At 63.1% G+C, this 14,195-nt stretch carries 14 protein-coding genes; 7 read left to right on the top strand and 7 right to left on the bottom strand.

Going from position 1 to position 14,195, the window contains the following annotated elements; translation table 11 throughout:
• Nucleotides 1-40: 40 nt before the first annotated feature.
• The 3 genes from SC318_RS03385 to SC318_RS03375 all read right to left on the bottom strand — a co-directional run bounded on the left by SC318_RS03385 (nucleotide 41) and on the right by SC318_RS03375 (nucleotide 3,259).
• Nucleotides 41-1,411 carry an MFS transporter gene (locus tag SC318_RS03385; protein WP_320429654.1) on the bottom strand — a complete coding sequence of 457 codons (1,371 nt, stop codon included), beginning with the start codon at nucleotides 1,409-1,411 and terminating at the stop codon, nucleotides 41-43.
• Nucleotides 1,412-1,505: 94 nt separating this feature from the next.
• Entirely contained in the window at nucleotides 1,506-2,195 is a 690-nt protein-coding gene (locus tag SC318_RS03380) for an ArsR/SmtB family transcription factor (RefSeq protein WP_320429653.1), read from the bottom strand.
• A gap of 137 nt (nucleotides 2,196-2,332) precedes the next feature.
• The gene (locus SC318_RS03375) at nucleotides 2,333-3,259 is read right to left on the bottom strand and encodes a transcription regulator VimR (protein ID WP_320429652.1); all 927 of its coding nucleotides are present in this window, start codon (nucleotides 3,257-3,259) and stop codon (nucleotides 2,333-2,335) included.
• Nucleotides 3,260-3,377: 118 nt separating this feature from the next.
• Between SC318_RS03375 and SC318_RS03370 the strand changes: the two genes are divergently transcribed.
• The 3 genes from SC318_RS03370 (at nucleotide 3,378) to SC318_RS03360 (ending at nucleotide 5,030) form a co-directional block, all read left to right on the top strand.
• Nucleotides 3,378-3,671 carry a putative quinol monooxygenase gene (locus tag SC318_RS03370; RefSeq protein WP_320429651.1) on the top strand — a complete coding sequence of 98 codons (294 nt, stop codon included), beginning with the start codon at nucleotides 3,378-3,380 and terminating at the stop codon, nucleotides 3,669-3,671.
• Nucleotides 3,672-3,697: 26 nt separating this feature from the next.
• The gene (locus SC318_RS03365) at nucleotides 3,698-4,711 is read left to right on the top strand and encodes a zinc-binding alcohol dehydrogenase family protein (protein WP_320429650.1); all 1,014 of its coding nucleotides are present in this window, start codon (nucleotides 3,698-3,700) and stop codon (nucleotides 4,709-4,711) included.
• A 145-nt stretch (nucleotides 4,712-4,856) separates the two neighbouring features.
• Nucleotides 4,857-5,030, top strand: coding sequence for a hypothetical protein (locus SC318_RS03360; protein WP_320429649.1), 174 nt, complete (start codon nucleotides 4,857-4,859; stop codon nucleotides 5,028-5,030).
• Nucleotides 5,031-5,038: 8 nt separating this feature from the next.
• On the opposite strand, the gene SC318_RS03355 is transcribed toward SC318_RS03360, so the two are convergent.
• Complete coding sequence (locus SC318_RS03355; protein WP_320429648.1) at nucleotides 5,039-6,232, bottom strand: multidrug effflux MFS transporter; 1,194 nt, start codon at nucleotides 6,230-6,232, stop codon at nucleotides 5,039-5,041.
• An 85-nt stretch (nucleotides 6,233-6,317) separates the two neighbouring features.
• Nucleotides 6,318-6,509, bottom strand: coding sequence for a heavy-metal-associated domain-containing protein (locus tag SC318_RS03350; RefSeq protein WP_320429647.1), 192 nt, complete (start codon nucleotides 6,507-6,509; stop codon nucleotides 6,318-6,320).
• Between the two features lie 147 nt (nucleotides 6,510-6,656).
• Between SC318_RS03350 and SC318_RS03345 the strand changes: the two genes are divergently transcribed.
• The 3 genes from SC318_RS03345 (at nucleotide 6,657) to cueR (ending at nucleotide 9,873) form a co-directional block, all read left to right on the top strand.
• Nucleotides 6,657-7,028 carry a hypothetical protein gene (locus SC318_RS03345; RefSeq protein ID WP_320429646.1) on the top strand — a complete coding sequence of 124 codons (372 nt, stop codon included), beginning with the start codon at nucleotides 6,657-6,659 and terminating at the stop codon, nucleotides 7,026-7,028.
• A gap of 254 nt (nucleotides 7,029-7,282) precedes the next feature.
• Entirely contained in the window at nucleotides 7,283-9,475 is a 2,193-nt protein-coding gene (locus tag SC318_RS03340; protein ID WP_320429645.1) for a heavy metal translocating P-type ATPase, read from the top strand.
• A complete protein-coding gene (gene cueR, locus SC318_RS03335; RefSeq protein WP_320429644.1) occupies nucleotides 9,472-9,873 on the top strand; it encodes a Cu(I)-responsive transcriptional regulator in 402 nt (133 codons plus the stop codon). The genes SC318_RS03340 and cueR overlap by 4 nt, the downstream gene beginning before the upstream one ends.
• A 556-nt stretch (nucleotides 9,874-10,429) precedes the next feature.
• On the opposite strand, the gene SC318_RS03330 is transcribed toward cueR, so the two are convergent.
• Together SC318_RS03330 and SC318_RS03325 are read right to left on the bottom strand one after the other, a co-directional pair.
• Entirely contained in the window at nucleotides 10,430-11,326 is an 897-nt protein-coding gene (locus tag SC318_RS03330) for a PA4780 family RIO1-like protein kinase (RefSeq protein ID WP_177017446.1), read from the bottom strand.
• A 134-nt stretch (nucleotides 11,327-11,460) separates the two neighbouring features.
• The gene (locus SC318_RS03325; RefSeq protein ID WP_320429643.1) at nucleotides 11,461-12,738 is read right to left on the bottom strand and encodes an acetyl-CoA C-acetyltransferase; all 1,278 of its coding nucleotides are present in this window, start codon (nucleotides 12,736-12,738) and stop codon (nucleotides 11,461-11,463) included.
• A gap of 104 nt (nucleotides 12,739-12,842) precedes the next feature.
• Between SC318_RS03325 and SC318_RS03320 the strand changes: the two genes are divergently transcribed.
• Entirely contained in the window at nucleotides 12,843-14,195 is a 1,353-nt protein-coding gene (locus SC318_RS03320) for a 3-oxoacyl-ACP reductase (RefSeq protein WP_320429642.1), read from the top strand.

Genomic DNA, 14,195 nt, shown 5'->3' with positions numbered 1-14,195 from the left:
GGAGGGGGCTGCCCCCTCCCACAGGGGTTTTGCGTTAACCTCAGATTTCGGTGAGTTCCTCCAACGTCTTGCCCTTGGTCTCCATCCCAAACACCCACACCACCAGCGCCGCCACCGCGAAACACAACGCGCCCAGGGCAAATACCCCGCCCTGCCCGGTGATTGGAAACACCAACCCGGTCACCAGTGGCCCCAGCAACGAGCCCACCCGCCCAATCGCCGAGGCGAACCCGGAACCGGTGGCGCGCGCCGAAGTGGGATACAGCTCAGGCGTATAGGTGTACAACACCGCCCACATGCCAAACAGAAAGAACTGCATCAACAAGCCGGACGTAATCAGCAGCCCGACGTTGCCGCCAAACACCGCGCTTTGCCCATACAAAAACGCCATCACTGCGCCGCCCAGCAGCGTCACCACGCACACCGGCTTGCGCCCCCAACGCTCGACCAGCCACGCGGCCATGAGGAAACCCGGTATCCCGCCCAGGGAAATGATCACCGTGTAATACACCGATTGCGTCACGGCAAAGCCTGACTGCTGCAACAGCGCACTCAGCCACGAGGTCAGCCCGTAGAAGCCGAGCAAGGCAAAGAACCACACGCTCCAGATCATCAGGGTGCGTTGGCGGTACTGCGCCGACCACAGCTGCTGGAAAGCCGAGAAGAATGTGCCCGGCGTACTCGCCACTCGCGGCAAGGCAATGGGCTGCGGCAATTCGGCGTGGCCGAGGGAGTTGCGCACCTTTTGTTCAATGCCAAGCAATACCTTGTCCGCCGCCTCGTGGCGCCCGGCCTGTTCCAGCCAACGTGGCGATTCTGGAATGAAAAACCGGATGGCCAACACAAACACCGCCGGCACGGCCAACACCAGGAAGATGTCGCGCCAGCCGATCACTGGCAGCAGGAAATAAGAAAGCACCCCGGCGGCAACAAACCCCAACGGCCAGAACCCATCCATCAAGGCGATATAACGCCCTCGTCGCTTTGCCGGAATCAGCTCCGACAGCATGGACTGCGCAATGGGAAACTCCATGCCCATCCCAATGCCCAGCAGGATACGAAACAGGGTCAGGGTCTCAACCGTCTGCGCCGTGGAGCATAAGTAACTGGCGACGCCCCACAGCACGATGCTCCACTGAAATACCGGCTTGCGCCCGAAGCGATCCGCGAACATCCCGCTGAGCGATGCGCCGATCACCATGCCGAAAAAACTCGAACTGGCCAGTAACCCGGCCTGGGCCGTACTCAGGCCGAACTCGGATTTGATCGAGCCCAACAGAAAAGTCATCATCGCCAGGTCCATGGAGTCGAAGAAAAACGCCAGGGCAATGATGATGAAAATGATCCGGTGGTAACCACTGATGGGTAACCGTTCCAGCCGCTCTGCTGCGCTATAGCCCTGTATACCCATGTCGCATCCCCCCTGTGAAGATCCCCTCCAAGAGTGTGCGGCATCGTCTCCCCTGGCGTTGCTGGATGCGACCCGACCGAAACCAGGAGCGACGCTACTGCGCCGTGGCCAGCCGATTGATTTCCAAAAGCCCGGCGTCGCTGACGGACAAGGCTTGGGACTCGTCGATCGCACTGACCCAGTTCGACTGCAAAAACAGTTGCAACAACCCTGCACCAAGCGCCCCACCTACATGGGGTTGCTGCTGGCTCCAGTCGAAACAGTCGCAGACCAGGGGCGATGAGAATGCCTGGATAAAAATACCCAGCTGCGCCAACTGCCGGGTGCCCTTGACCGTGACTTCGGTACGTTGCTCGTGGCGCTGGATCCAGCCGGCCTGCGTCATGCGTTGGTACAGACCGGCCGCCAGTTCGCCGCCCAGGTGGTCCTGGCACACGCGGGCGCGACGCAACAGCGGCGGTACCGGCAATGCAGGCGGCTGAGCCTGGCGCGCACTGCGCTCCACACTGGCCATGGTGGTGGTCGCCAGCGCATCGAGGGCGGCGCTGACATCCGCGGCCGCCACGCGAAACAGCCGCTTGCCCCGACGCGCCTCGACCCGCAGCAGCCCGCTGCCGGTCAACCGCGCCAGATGGGCATTGGCCGATGCTGCAGACAGCCCGGCGACCGTCGCCAGTTCCTCTGAAGATTTCGCCGAACCGTCCATCAACGCCCACAGCATTGCAGTGCGCTTGGGCTCGGCAAGCAAGCTGGCGATATGACTGATACCTGGTGCCTGTTCCATCTCTCGACTCCCTGTTGAACCGTTTTTCTGCTGCGGTTGGCGCCAAAGTATAGGGGCCGGAACAGCCGGTTCCATGGCGTCTTACAGCCTGGACAAGGACAGCACTTGAGCGAAATTTCCTGCTTTGCTGGAGGCCATTACTTCGCTGCGAATTGCTCCGACCGTTGCGCCGTCAATGTCGCACAACGGGCCACGAGCATTTCCCGCAGCAGGTTGACGGGTTTGCTCAACTGCGCACGATGCGCGCACAGCAGGTTGAGCGGTGTGCGCTCACCGCGCAGCTCCGGCAGGATCAAGCGTAAACGCCCAGCCACGACGTCGCTGCTCACATCCAGCCAGGATTTATAGGCAATGCCCACACCCGCCACCGCCCAGCGGCGCACCACGTCGGCGTCGTCACTGACCCGATCCCCCGTGACGGTCAGGCTGACCTCGCGCTTGCCGTCGTAAAAACGCCAATGGTCATGCACGCGGCCGGCGAGCATGTAGAGCAGGCAATTATGCTGGGCCAGTTGCTCAAGGTGCCGCGGCTCGCCGTGCCGGGCCAGATAACTCGGCGCAGCGCACAGCACCCGCACATTCTCCGGCGCGATGGGCAGCGCAACCAGGCTGGAGTCCTCGGGCTCGCCATAACGCAAGGCAATATCCACGGGCTGCCGGAACAGGTCGGCAATGCGGTCACCCAGCAACAGGCGCACGCTCAGTTGCGGGTATTGGCGCTGGAAGTCATCCAGCCACGGCAGCAACTGGTTGCGGCCGAAATCCGAAGGTGCCGACAGTTGCAGCATGCCGCTGACGTGATCCTGCCCACTGGCCAACAGGCGCCGCCCTTCGTCCAATGAACTTAACGCGGCGCGGGCGTAGGTGAGAAACCCCTCACCTTCGGCGGTCAGGCGCAGGCTGCGGGTAGAGCGCGCCAGCAAGCGCGTGCCCAGTTGGTGCTCTATACGCTTCAACGCCGCGCTGGCCACCGCCGGGGACAGGTCCATCACCCGCGCGGCTGCCGACAGGCTACCCAGGTCCGCCGCCCGTACAAACAACTGCAAATCATCAAAGCGCAGCATGCATTCCCGCCAATTATCAATTTTTTATTGAAACAGCCCTCTGTTTTAGCCGCTTTTATCTGCACAGGAAATAGCCAATCATCTGGCCATCCCATAAATCTTCGACCAGGAGTTGATCATGCCTACTGCCTTTAACGTCATTGCCACACTGATCGCCAAGCCCGGCCAACAAGCCACCCTGGAAACCCTGCTGCGTGAGCTGCTCGAGCCGACTCGACAGGAACCCGGCTGTCAGCAGTACGACCTGCACCAGGATCTGCAGCATCCCGAGACGTTCTACATGCTTGAGCGCTGGAGCGATGACGCGGCCCTGGCCGATCACGACCAGAGCGCGCATATCCAGAACTTTCGAACCCAGGCCGCCGACGTGATCGAACACTTCGAACTCAAGCGCCTGCAGTTTCTCGCCTGACCACGCGACCCTTACCCGGAGAAATCATGAAAGCCATCGCCTACTACACGTCCCTGCCCATCAGCGACGTCAACGCCCTGCAAGACATCGAACTGCCCGAACCTGTTGCCGGGCCGCGCGACCTGCTGGTGGAAGTCAAAGCCATCTCGGTCAACCCGGTGGACACCAAGGTGCGCCAGAACGTCGCCCCGGAAAATGGCGCTGCCAAGGTGCTCGGCTGGGACGTGGCCGGTGTGGTCAAGGCGGTCGGCAGTGAAGTGACGCTGTTCAAGGCCGGTGACAAGGTGTTCTACGCCGGCTCTCTGGTTCGCCCAGGCGGCAACAGCGAACTGCACACCGTGGATGAACGCATCGTTGGCCATATGCCGCAGAGCCTGGGCTTTGCCGAAGCCGCGGCGCTGCCATTGACCGCCATCACGGCCTGGGAGCTGTTGTTCGAACGCCTGCAAGTACCGGAGGGCACAGCGGACCAGGGCCAGAGCCTGCTGATCGTCGGTGCGGCGGGCGGCGTGGGTTCGATCCTGACCCAGCTGGCCAGCCAGCTCACCGCGCTGAAAGTCATCGGCACCGCCTCGCGCCCCGAGACTCAGGCGTGGGCCAAGGCTTTGGGCGCCGAGCTGGTGATCGACCATAGCCAGCCGCTGAGCGAAGCGCTGAAGCACGCCGGCCACCCGCACGTGACCCACGTCGCCAGCCTGACCCAGACCGACCATCACCTGGATCAACTGGTGGAAGCCCTGCAACCCCAGGGCAAGCTGGCCTTGATCGACGACCCCAAGGCGCTGGACGTCAGCAAGCTCAAGCGCAAGAGCTTGTCGCTGCATTGGGAGTTCATGTACACCCGCTCGATATTCGAGACCCCGGACATGATCGAGCAGCATAACCTGCTCAACCGCGTGGCCGCGCTGGTTGACGCCGGCACCCTGAGAACCACGGTCGGCGAGCACTTCGGCGTGATCAACGCGGCGAACCTGCGCCGTGCCCACGCACTGCTGGAAAGCGGCAAGGCCAAGGGCAAGATCGTGTTGGAGGGGTTTTAAAAAACGGCTGTCAGTGTCGTCCGTTACTGATGTAAGTAACGGACGACACCATTAGTCCGACAGTTGACGTTTGTCATATTTGCCAGCGCATACAGGTTTATATTGGCCGCCTTTGCCACGATTCTTTTACGTGAGGAAGTCAGCAATGAAGATCCTGATAAAAGCGTTAGCAAAATCCCAGTGGGAGGTCCGCCTGGACCAGAAGTCGATTATTTTTCACACCGAAGCCGAGGCCCGCGCGTTTGCCGACACCTTGCAAGCGCGCATCCAGGCCCCCCACCGTTTTCCACTCAGCCAGCAACGCGCCGCCACTGGCTGATCGGCCCTTCAGACCTGCGCCTGCACGGCCCTGGCCCGTTGCAGGCGCTGGGTCGACATCGCAATCGTCACCGCCAGCACACCGCACAGGCTGATCACCATCGCCATCGGCATCGCTGTGCCGTCGTGCAACACACCCACCAGCGATGCAGCACCCGCTGCCACACCGAACTGAATGCAACCGAGCAACGCCGACGCGCTGCCGGCGCGCGCGCCTTGTCCATTCATGGCGCAAGCCGAGGTATTGGGCAGAATGCAGCCCAGGCTGGCGATGCAGATAAACAGCGGCACCAGCAACGGCCACAGCGCTTCTGTGCGCAGCGCTGCAATCCCCAGCAGAGTCAGCGCCGCCGCGACGTAAACCCACACCGTACGCGAAAGCAGAAATGCCGGGCCGCGTTTGGCCAGTAACCGCGCATTCAATTGCGCCACCAGGATAAAACCGGCGGCGTTGGAGCCAAACAGCCAGCCGTAATGCTCGGCGGGGACCCCATACAGCTTGATGAACACAAACGGTGAACCGGCGATATAGGCAAACATCCCGGCAATCGAGATGCCGCCGGTCAAGGCGTAGCCGAGGTAGACCCGGTCCGACAACAGCGCGGCGTAGCGACGCAGCGAGCCGGACAACGGCTGGCGCGGCTGATGGGCCGGGAAGGTTTCCGGCAAACCCACCGCCACGGCAATGGCCGCCATCACACTGAACAGCGACAGTGCCAGAAAAATCGACTGCCAGCCCCACATGCCCACCATGATCCCACCCGCCAGCGGCGCGAGAATCGGCGCCAGGCCGGTGACCAGCATCAGTTGCGAATACACCTTGGCCGAGCCCACGGCGTCGCATTTGTCACTCACCACCGCCCGCGAAATCACCATGCCTGCGCAACCGCCGAGGGCCTGCACGAAGCGCGCACCGATCAGCCATTCCAAAGACGGCGCATAGGCACAGGCGAACGACGCGAGGGTAAACAGCGTAACGCCGCTGAGCAGCGGTACGCGCCGGCCAAAGCGGTCGGCCAACGGGCCGTAGATCAATTGCCCGATGGCCAGCCCACCGAAATACACCGCCAGGGTCAACTGGATGTGTTTTTCGTCGGTGGCAAAGGCGCTCGCCATCGCCGGGAAGCCCGGCAGGTAAAAGTCGATCGCCAACGGCGCGAAGGCGCTCAAGGCGCCCAGAATCAGAATTATGCGAAGGTTCATCAGACACCCAAGTGAGTCGGCAGCCCGACAGTCTAGCCGTGCTTGGGCGTCTTGAACATTAAGATAGCTCGCTAACTATCGACAATCAGACGACTGTGTAGCCCTCCTCCTTGATCAGCCCGGCGATCTCTTCACGCTCGAGTTTGCTTTGCACGCTGACTTGCTTGGCCGCGAGGTCCACCGTGACCTTGGCATCGGCGTCCTGGGCCTGCACCGCCTGGGTCACCGCCCGAACGCAATGGCCGCAGGTCATTCCTTCCACGTTGAATACTTGCATGACATGACTCCTTTGATGAGGTTGGACCCAGTCTCGACCTTGCCATCATGGCAAGGTCAAGTTTAGGAAAACTCGGCCGGGCTGGCATTCGGTGGCGACGTCGGCCAAGCTTCACCTTCAATAGATGTGAACCACGGAGCATTCGCCATGCGCTGGTCGTTTTTTGCCCTAGCCGGCCTGATGAGTTTTTCTGCCGTTGCGCCCGCCGCTGAAGACTATGCGGTGCTGATCATTTCCCGCGAGCGCCTGGAAGTGCCAACCAACTGCGAGATCGGCCTCTACATTCAAGACCAGTTGGCAGGGCGCCTGTTCCAGGAACAAGCCACCTCCTTCAATTTGCCGCCGGGTGATGTGTCGTTGCGCCTCAAGCTGCTGCCGGGCCAGACCCCGGGCTGCCTGCCGGGCATGCTCGCGCCGCCGGCACAGAACATCACGCTCAAAGCCGGAGATGTACGCAAACTGCGCATCGCCCAAGGCCCGGACGGCATGTACCTCAAAGCCGTAAATCTGGAATATTGAAAGCGCTGATCGTACTTCGTTGATCGTTCCCACGCTCCGCGGTTGATCGTTCCCACGCTCCGCGTGGTAATGCCTCATGGGACGCTCCGCGTCCCGCGCACAGGCCTCTGATTCGCGCCAGGGTGACGCGGAGCGTCACGGGATGCATTACCACGCGGAGCGTGGGAACGATCGTCGACGATCGTCGATCGCGCTTGACCTTACCCATGGGTCAAGGTTGATCCTAGGGGCATCGTCTTACGGAGGACTGCCCCATGAATGGACCCACCGCCTTTGACCTGCCCATCGGCGGCATGACCTGCGCCAGTTGCGCCGGCCGTGTGGAGCGCGCGCTGGGCAAGGTGCCGGGGGTGCAACGCGTCAGCGTCAACCTGGCCAACGAACGTGCCCACGTTGAGGTAGTCGGCCAGCTGGATCCCGGCGTATTGATCGCCGCCGTGGAAAAAGCCGGCTACACCGCCACCCTGCCCCAGAGCGAAACCGCCACCCAGGCCAGTCAAGCCCAACGCCTGCATCATGAGCGCTGGGCGCTGATGCTGGCGATCCTGCTGGCGCTGCCCCTGGTGCTGCCGATGCTGATGGAACCCTTTGGCGTGCACTGGATGCTCCCCGCCTGGGTCCAGTTCGCCCTGGCGACGCCGGTGCAATTCATCCTCGGCGCGCGTTTTTACAGCGCGGCGTGGAAAGCCGTGCGGGCCGGTGCGGGCAATATGGACCTGCTGGTGGCAATCGGCACCAGCGCCGGTTACGGCCTGAGCGTCTATCAATGGCTCACACGGCCCGCTCCGCACTTGTATTTCGAAGCCTCGGCCGTGGTGATCGCGCTGGTGCTGCTGGGTAAATACCTGGAGAGCCGCGCCAAGCGCCAGACCGCCAGCGCCATCCGCGCCCTCGAAGCCTTGCGCCCCGAACGGGCCGTGCGCGTGCTGGAGGGCCGCGAGGAAGAGGTGGCCATCAGCGCACTCAAGCTCGGCGACCTGGTTCTGGTCAAGCCGGGCGAACGTTTCCCGGTGGACGGGGAAGTGGTCGACGGCCAAAGCCATGCCGATGAAGCACTGATCAGCGGCGAAAGCCTGCCGGTGCCGAAGCGGCCAGGCGATACGGTCACCGGCGGCGCCATCAACGGCGAAGGCCGGCTGCTGGTACGCACCCGCGCCCTGGGTGCGGAGAGCGTGCTGGCACGCATCATCCGACTGGTCGAAGACGCACAGGCCGCCAAGGCACCGATTCAGAAACTGGTGGATAAGGTCAGCCAGGTATTCGTCCCGGCCGTGCTGGTTCTGGCGTTGCTCACCCTGGTGGGCTGGTGGCTGTACGGCGCGCCCCTGGAGAGCGCAATCATCAATGCGGTCGCGGTACTGGTGATCGCCTGCCCCTGTGCCCTGGGCCTGGCGACGCCGACTGCAATCATGGCCGGCACCGGCGTTGCCGCGCGCCATGGCATTCTGATCAAGGATGCCGAAGCCCTGGAACATGCCCAGGGGGTGAGCGCCGTGGTGTTCGACAAGACCGGCACCCTCACCTCGGGCGCGCCGAAGATCGTGCATTTGGCGGCGCTGGACGGCAACGAGTCGTTACTGTTGCAACAGGCGGGCGCCTTGCAGCGCGGCAGCGAGCACCCACTGGCCAAGGCGGTGCTGGAGGCCTGTGAAGAACAGGGACTGAAGGTGGCCGATGTCAGCGCCAGCCAGTCCCTGACCGGACGCGGCATTGCCGGCACCCTTGACGGCCGGCAACTGGCCCTGGGCAATCGGCGCCTGCTCGAAGAAGCCGGCCTTGATGCAGGCGCGTTGAGCCAGCAAGCGAGCGCCTGGGAAGCCGAAGGCCGCACCTTGTCGTGGCTGATCGAACAAGGCGAACAGCCCCGCGTGCTGGGGCTGTTCGCGTTTGGCGACACGCTCAAGCCGGGCGCACTGCACGCCGTGCAGCAACTCAAGGCGCAGCACATCAGCAGTCACCTGCTCACCGGCGATAATCGCGGCAGCGCGCGGGTGGTCGCCGAGGCGCTGGGCATCGACGATGTACACGCCGAAGTGCTGCCCGCTGACAAAGCCGCCACCGTGGGCGAGCTGAAAAAGACCGGCAGGGTGGCCATGGTCGGCGACGGTATCAACGACGCACCGGCCCTGGCCGCAGCCGATATCGGCATCGCCATGGGCGGCGGCACCGACGTGGCCATGCACGCCGCCGGCATCACCCTGATGCGCGGCGACCCGCGCCTGGTGCCGGCGGCCCTGGAGATCTGCCGCAAGACCTACGCGAAAATCCGCCAGAACCTGTTCTGGGCCTTTGTGTATAACTTGATCGGCATTCCCCTGGCGGCCTTCGGCCTGCTCAACCCGGTGCTGGCCGGCGCGGCGATGGCGCTGTCCAGCGTCAGTGTGGTGAGCAATGCGTTGCTGCTCAAAACCTGGAAACCCAAGGACCTGGAGGACCAACGCCCATGAATATCGGCCAAGCCGCTCGCCAAAGCGGGCTGAGCGCGAAGATGATCCGCTACTACGAATCCATCGGCCTGCTCAAGCCAGCCCACCGCACCGACGCCGGATACCGCATCTACGGTGCCGACGATCTGCACACCCTGGCGTTTATCAAACGCTCGCGGGATCTGGGATTTTCACTGGAAGAAGTCGGCAAACTGCTGACCTTGTGGCAAGACCGCCAGCGCGCCAGCGGCGACGTAAAAGCCCTGGCGAGCCAGCATATCGATGAGTTGAATCAGAAGATTCGCGAGCTGGAACAACTGCGCGATACGTTGCAGGACCTGGTAGAACACTGCCAGGGCGACCATCGGCCGGACTGCCCGATCCTCAAGGAATTGGCCTCCGGAAGCTGCTGCGCCTGAGGTTCCACTGACTCAACACAAAACCAAATGTGGGATGGGGCTTTGCCCAGGCTTTTTGTAGGAGCGAGCTTGCTCGCGAAGAACTCAGGGCCACCGCGTTTATCCAGAATGAACGCGTTACCTGGACGTTTTTCGCGAGCAAGCTCGCTCCTACAGGGAGCAAGCCCCTCCCACACTTAGATCTTCATGTGTCGAAGATCACTGCACCCAAGGCATCCGGAAGCCGTCGCGCCTGGTATTCCAACTGGCTCAACGCAAAACCAAATGTGGGAGGGAGCTTGCCCCCGATGGCGATGTATCAGTCACTGCATATGTTGACTGAACCACTGCTATCGGGGGCAAGCCCTAATGCCAGTCAGTTAAGGCGAACCCGTACCTGTGGCGAGGGAGCTTGCTCCCGCTGGACTGCGCAGCAGGCCCATTGTTTGGGGCCGCTTCGCGGCCCAGCGGGAGCAAGCTCCCTCGCCACAGGTTACTTTCCGCTTGTGCTACTTCTTAACTGACTGGCATTAGGGCAAGCCCCCTCCCCACACTTAGATCTTCATGTGTCGCAAGATCACTGCATCCAAGGCGGCGGCGGTTCTTCGGCGGTCTTGGTCGGTGGCGCATCATCGGCCGCGCGGATCGCCTGCTTGCGCTCTTCGTCCAGCCGCGCCGCTTCGATCTCGCGGATCACACCGCCCACGTCCGCCAGTTCTTCCGGCTCGTCGAACTCACCGGTCAGGACACTGGCTGGGTGCAGGGTGCCGGCTTCGTACAGCGCCCACATTTCCTTGGCGTACTTGGTCTTCTTCAGCTCCGGGGCAAAGCGCCCGAAGTAGGAAGCCATGTTGCCCACATCCCGCTCCAGCATGTTGAACGCGTGGTTGTTGCCCGCCGCGTCCACTGCCTGAGGCAAGTCGATGATCACCGGGCCCGTCGGTGTAAGCAGTACGTTGAACTCCGACAGGTCACCGTGCACCAGCCCTGTGCACAACATCAGCACGATCTGGGAAATCAGGAAGGCGTGGTATTCACGCGCCTGGTCCGGCTCCAGGGTCACGTCATTCAGACGTGGCGCTGCATCGCCGTATTCGTCGGCCACCAGTTCCATCAACAGCACGCCTTCGAGGAAGTCGTACGGCTTGGGCACGCGAACGCCGGCACCGGCCAGGCGGAACAACGCCGCCACTTCGGCGTTCTGCCAGGCATCTTCGGTTTCTTTCTTGCCGAACTTGGAGCCCTTGGCCATGGCCCGGGCCTGGCGGCTGTTACGGACCTTGCGGCCTTCCTGGTATTCGGACGCCTGACGAAAACTTCGTTTATTCGCCTCCTTGTAAACCTTGGCGCAACGCAATTCGTTGCCGCAGCGCACCACATAAACAGCTGCTTCTTTACCACTCATGAGTGGGCGCAGCACTTCGTCGACCAGACCGTCTTCGATCAGGGGTTCAATGCGTTTAGGAGTCTTCATCAGCTTTTATTGTGGGTCCTGTATTACCAAACACGCGTGTGGCACTCGTTATACGGCAATCGGCGCGCCGGTGGGAGAGGCTACCGACCTCTGACCCGCGAAGAATGCATTCATTAGGCCAATTTGCCGGCTAATCAGCGTTCGATAATCGCCGTCACGCCCTGGCCCCCCGCCGCGCAGATCGAAATCAGGCCGCGCCCTTTACCGGCCGCATCCAGCAACTTGGCCAGGTTGGCGACAATGCGCCCACCGGTCGCGGCAAAGGGGTGCCCGGCGGCCAATGAGCTGCCCTTGACGTTGAGACGACTGCGGTCGATGGCGCCCAGCGGCGCATCCAGCCCCAGACGCGTCTTGCAATAGTCCGCATCTTCCCAGGCCTTGAGCGTGCACAGCACTTGAGCGGCAAATGCTTCGTGGATCTCGTAGTAATCGAAGTCCTGCAGGGTCAGGCCGTTTCTGGCCAGCAAACGGGGGACGGCGTACACCGGCGCCATCAGCAGGCCTTCGGCGCCGTTGACGAAGTCCACCGCCGCCGCTTCGCCATCGCGCAGGTACGCGAGAATCGGCAAGCCGCGTTCCCGGGCCCACGCCTCGCTGCCCAGCAGCACCAGCGAGGCACCGTCGGTCAGCGGTGTCGAGTTGCCCGCGGTCAGCGTGCCCTTTTCACTGCGTTCAAAAGCAGGCTTGAGCGCGGCGAGTTTTTCCAGGGTCAGGTCGGGGCGCAGGTTGTTGTCGCGGGTCAGCCCCAGAAACGGCGTGAGCAAATCGTTGTGCCAGCCTTCGGCGTAGGCGGCGGCCATGTTCTGATGGCTCTGTAACGCCAGTTCGTCCTGTTCGGCGCGGGGGATCTGCCAGGTCTGCGCCATCAGTTCGCAGTGCTGGCCCATGGACAACCCGGTGCGCGGCTCACCGTTGCGCGGCAGCTGCGGCTTGAGGTGATGGGGACGAAGTTGTAACAGGACTTTAAGCTTATCCGCCAGGGACTTGCTGCGGTTGGCCTGCAGCAACAGCTTGCGCAGGCCTTCATTGACGCCAATCGGCGCATCGGAGGTGGTGTCCACCCCACCGGCAATGCCGCAGTCGATCTGGCCCAGGGCGATCTTGTTGGCCACCAGCAAGGCCGCTTCCAGCCCGGTGCCGCAGGCTTGCTGTACATCGTAGGCCGGGGTTTGCGGCGACAGGCGCGAGCCCAGCACGCATTCGCGGGTGAGGTTGAAGTCACGCGAATGCTTGAGCACGGCGCCGGCAGCCACCTCGCCGATGCGCAGGCCGTGCAGGTTGAAACGTTCGATCAGGCCTTCCAGGGCGGCGGTGAGCATCGCCTGGTTGCTGGCCGTGGCGTAGGGGCCATTGGAGCGGGCGAACGGAATGCGATTACCGCCAATGATCGCCACACGGCGCAATTGAGTCATGAAAAGCTCCCTCTGTCTGTTATGGGCTTGATCAGTGAGCCTAGTCGAACGACTGCTACCCTGGGATGGTCAACCTTTGAACCCCAGCCTTCGGAGAGCGTTCCATGTCTGACCGTTATATCGACTTCGCCAATTCCAGCCTCGGCCATCGCCTGGTCGCCGCCCTTGGCCTGCCGTCACCGGTACGCCTGGAACGCTGGCAAGCCGGGCGCCTGCGTCCGGTGGAAGGGGCGCTGCTGCTGGGCGGTGGCGCGCTGGCAACTCGCGTGTTGCCGTTCGCCAACAAACTCACCGATGCCATCTACCGCTACGGCGACGAGGCACTGGATGTGCCGGCGTGGATTCCCGGGCACGGCCCCAAACTCAAGGCGGTGGTGTTCGACGCCAGCGCCCTGCAGCACACCGATCAGCTCAAACAGCTGCGCGAATTCTTCCAGCCCTTGCTGAAAAACCTCGATCACAGCGCCCACCTGGTGCTCCTTGGTCGCGCGCCGGAAAGCCTCAGCGACCCGTTCGCCGCCAGCGCCCAGCGGGCCTTGGAAGGGTTCACCCGCTCCCTGGCAAAGGAGTTGCGCAGCGGCGGTGTGTTGCAACTGCTGTACGTGGGCGAGGGGGCCGAAGACCAGCTGGAAGGCGCGTTGCGGTTTTTCCTGTCGCCCAAGAGCGCCTACATCTCCGGGCAGGTGATTCGCCTGCAGGCCTGCGCCACGCCGGTCGAAGACTGGACGCGCCCACTGGCCGGGCGCAAAGCGTTGGTCACTGGCGCCGCGCGGGGTATCGGCGCATCCATCGCCGAAACCCTGGCCCGCGATGGCGCCGACGTCATCCTGCTGGATGTGCCCCAGGCCAAGGCCGACCTCGACGCCCTGGCCGCCCGCTTGAATGCGCGCACCCTCACGCTGGATATCTGCGCCGAGGACGCCGCCGCCCAGTTGATCGAGCGCCTGCCCGAGGGCCTCGATATCCTGGTGCACAACGCCGGCATCACCCGCGACAAGACCCTGGCCAACATGACCCCGGAGTACTGGGACGCCGTGCTCGCGGTCAATCTCAATGCGCCGCAGGTGCTGACCAAGGCGCTGCTCGACAGCGGCACCCTGCGCGACCATGCCCGCGTGGTGCTGCTGGCCTCCATCAGCGGCATCGCCGGCAATCGCGGGCAAACCAACTATGCCGCGAGCAAGGCTGGGCTGATCGGCCTGGCCCAGGCGTGGGCACCGCTGCTGCACACCCGTGGCATCAGCATCAATGCCGTGGCGCCAGGGTTTATCGAAACTCAGATGACCGCGCATATTCCGTTTGCCCTGCGTGAGGCCGGGCGGCGCATGAGTTCCCTGAGCCAGGGCGGTGTGCCGCAGGACGTGGCCGAAGCCGTCGCCTGGCTGAGCCAGCCGGGTTCGGGCGCGGTCAGCGGCCAGGCGCTGCGGGTGTGTGGGCAAAGCCTTCTGGGAGCGTGA

Origin of the sequence: Pseudomonas sp. MUP55 (assembly GCF_034043515.1) — a bacterium.
In the GTDB taxonomy this organism is placed as follows: Bacteria; Pseudomonadota; Gammaproteobacteria; order Pseudomonadales; family Pseudomonadaceae; genus Aquipseudomonas.
This window is presented reverse-complemented; position numbering and strand designations above follow the sequence as displayed.

Coding starts and splice junctions, on each gene's coding strand:
- SC318_RS03360 (WP_320429649.1), top strand. CDS start 4,857: ATGAAGATCCTGATAAAAGCGTTAGCAAAATCCCAGTGGGAGGTCCGC.
- SC318_RS03330 (WP_177017446.1), bottom strand. CDS start 11,326: ATGAAGACTCCTAAACGCATTGAACCCCTGATCGAAGACGGTCTGGTC.
- SC318_RS03350 (WP_320429647.1), bottom strand. CDS start 6,509: ATGCAAGTATTCAACGTGGAAGGAATGACCTGCGGCCATTGCGTTCGG.
- SC318_RS03375 (WP_320429652.1), bottom strand. CDS start 3,259: ATGCTGCGCTTTGATGATTTGCAGTTGTTTGTACGGGCGGCGGACCTG.
- SC318_RS03370 (WP_320429651.1), top strand. CDS start 3,378: ATGCCTACTGCCTTTAACGTCATTGCCACACTGATCGCCAAGCCCGGC.
- SC318_RS03320 (WP_320429642.1), top strand. CDS start 12,843: ATGTCTGACCGTTATATCGACTTCGCCAATTCCAGCCTCGGCCATCGC.
- SC318_RS03365 (WP_320429650.1), top strand. CDS start 3,698: ATGAAAGCCATCGCCTACTACACGTCCCTGCCCATCAGCGACGTCAAC.
- cueR (WP_320429644.1), top strand. CDS start 9,472: ATGAATATCGGCCAAGCCGCTCGCCAAAGCGGGCTGAGCGCGAAGATG.
- SC318_RS03325 (WP_320429643.1), bottom strand. CDS start 12,738: ATGACTCAATTGCGCCGTGTGGCGATCATTGGCGGTAATCGCATTCCG.
- SC318_RS03380 (WP_320429653.1), bottom strand. CDS start 2,195: ATGGAACAGGCACCAGGTATCAGTCATATCGCCAGCTTGCTTGCCGAG.
- SC318_RS03345 (WP_320429646.1), top strand. CDS start 6,657: ATGCGCTGGTCGTTTTTTGCCCTAGCCGGCCTGATGAGTTTTTCTGCC.
- SC318_RS03340 (WP_320429645.1), top strand. CDS start 7,283: ATGAATGGACCCACCGCCTTTGACCTGCCCATCGGCGGCATGACCTGC.
- SC318_RS03355 (WP_320429648.1), bottom strand. CDS start 6,232: ATGAACCTTCGCATAATTCTGATTCTGGGCGCCTTGAGCGCCTTCGCG.
- SC318_RS03385 (WP_320429654.1), bottom strand. CDS start 1,411: ATGGGTATACAGGGCTATAGCGCAGCAGAGCGGCTGGAACGGTTACCC.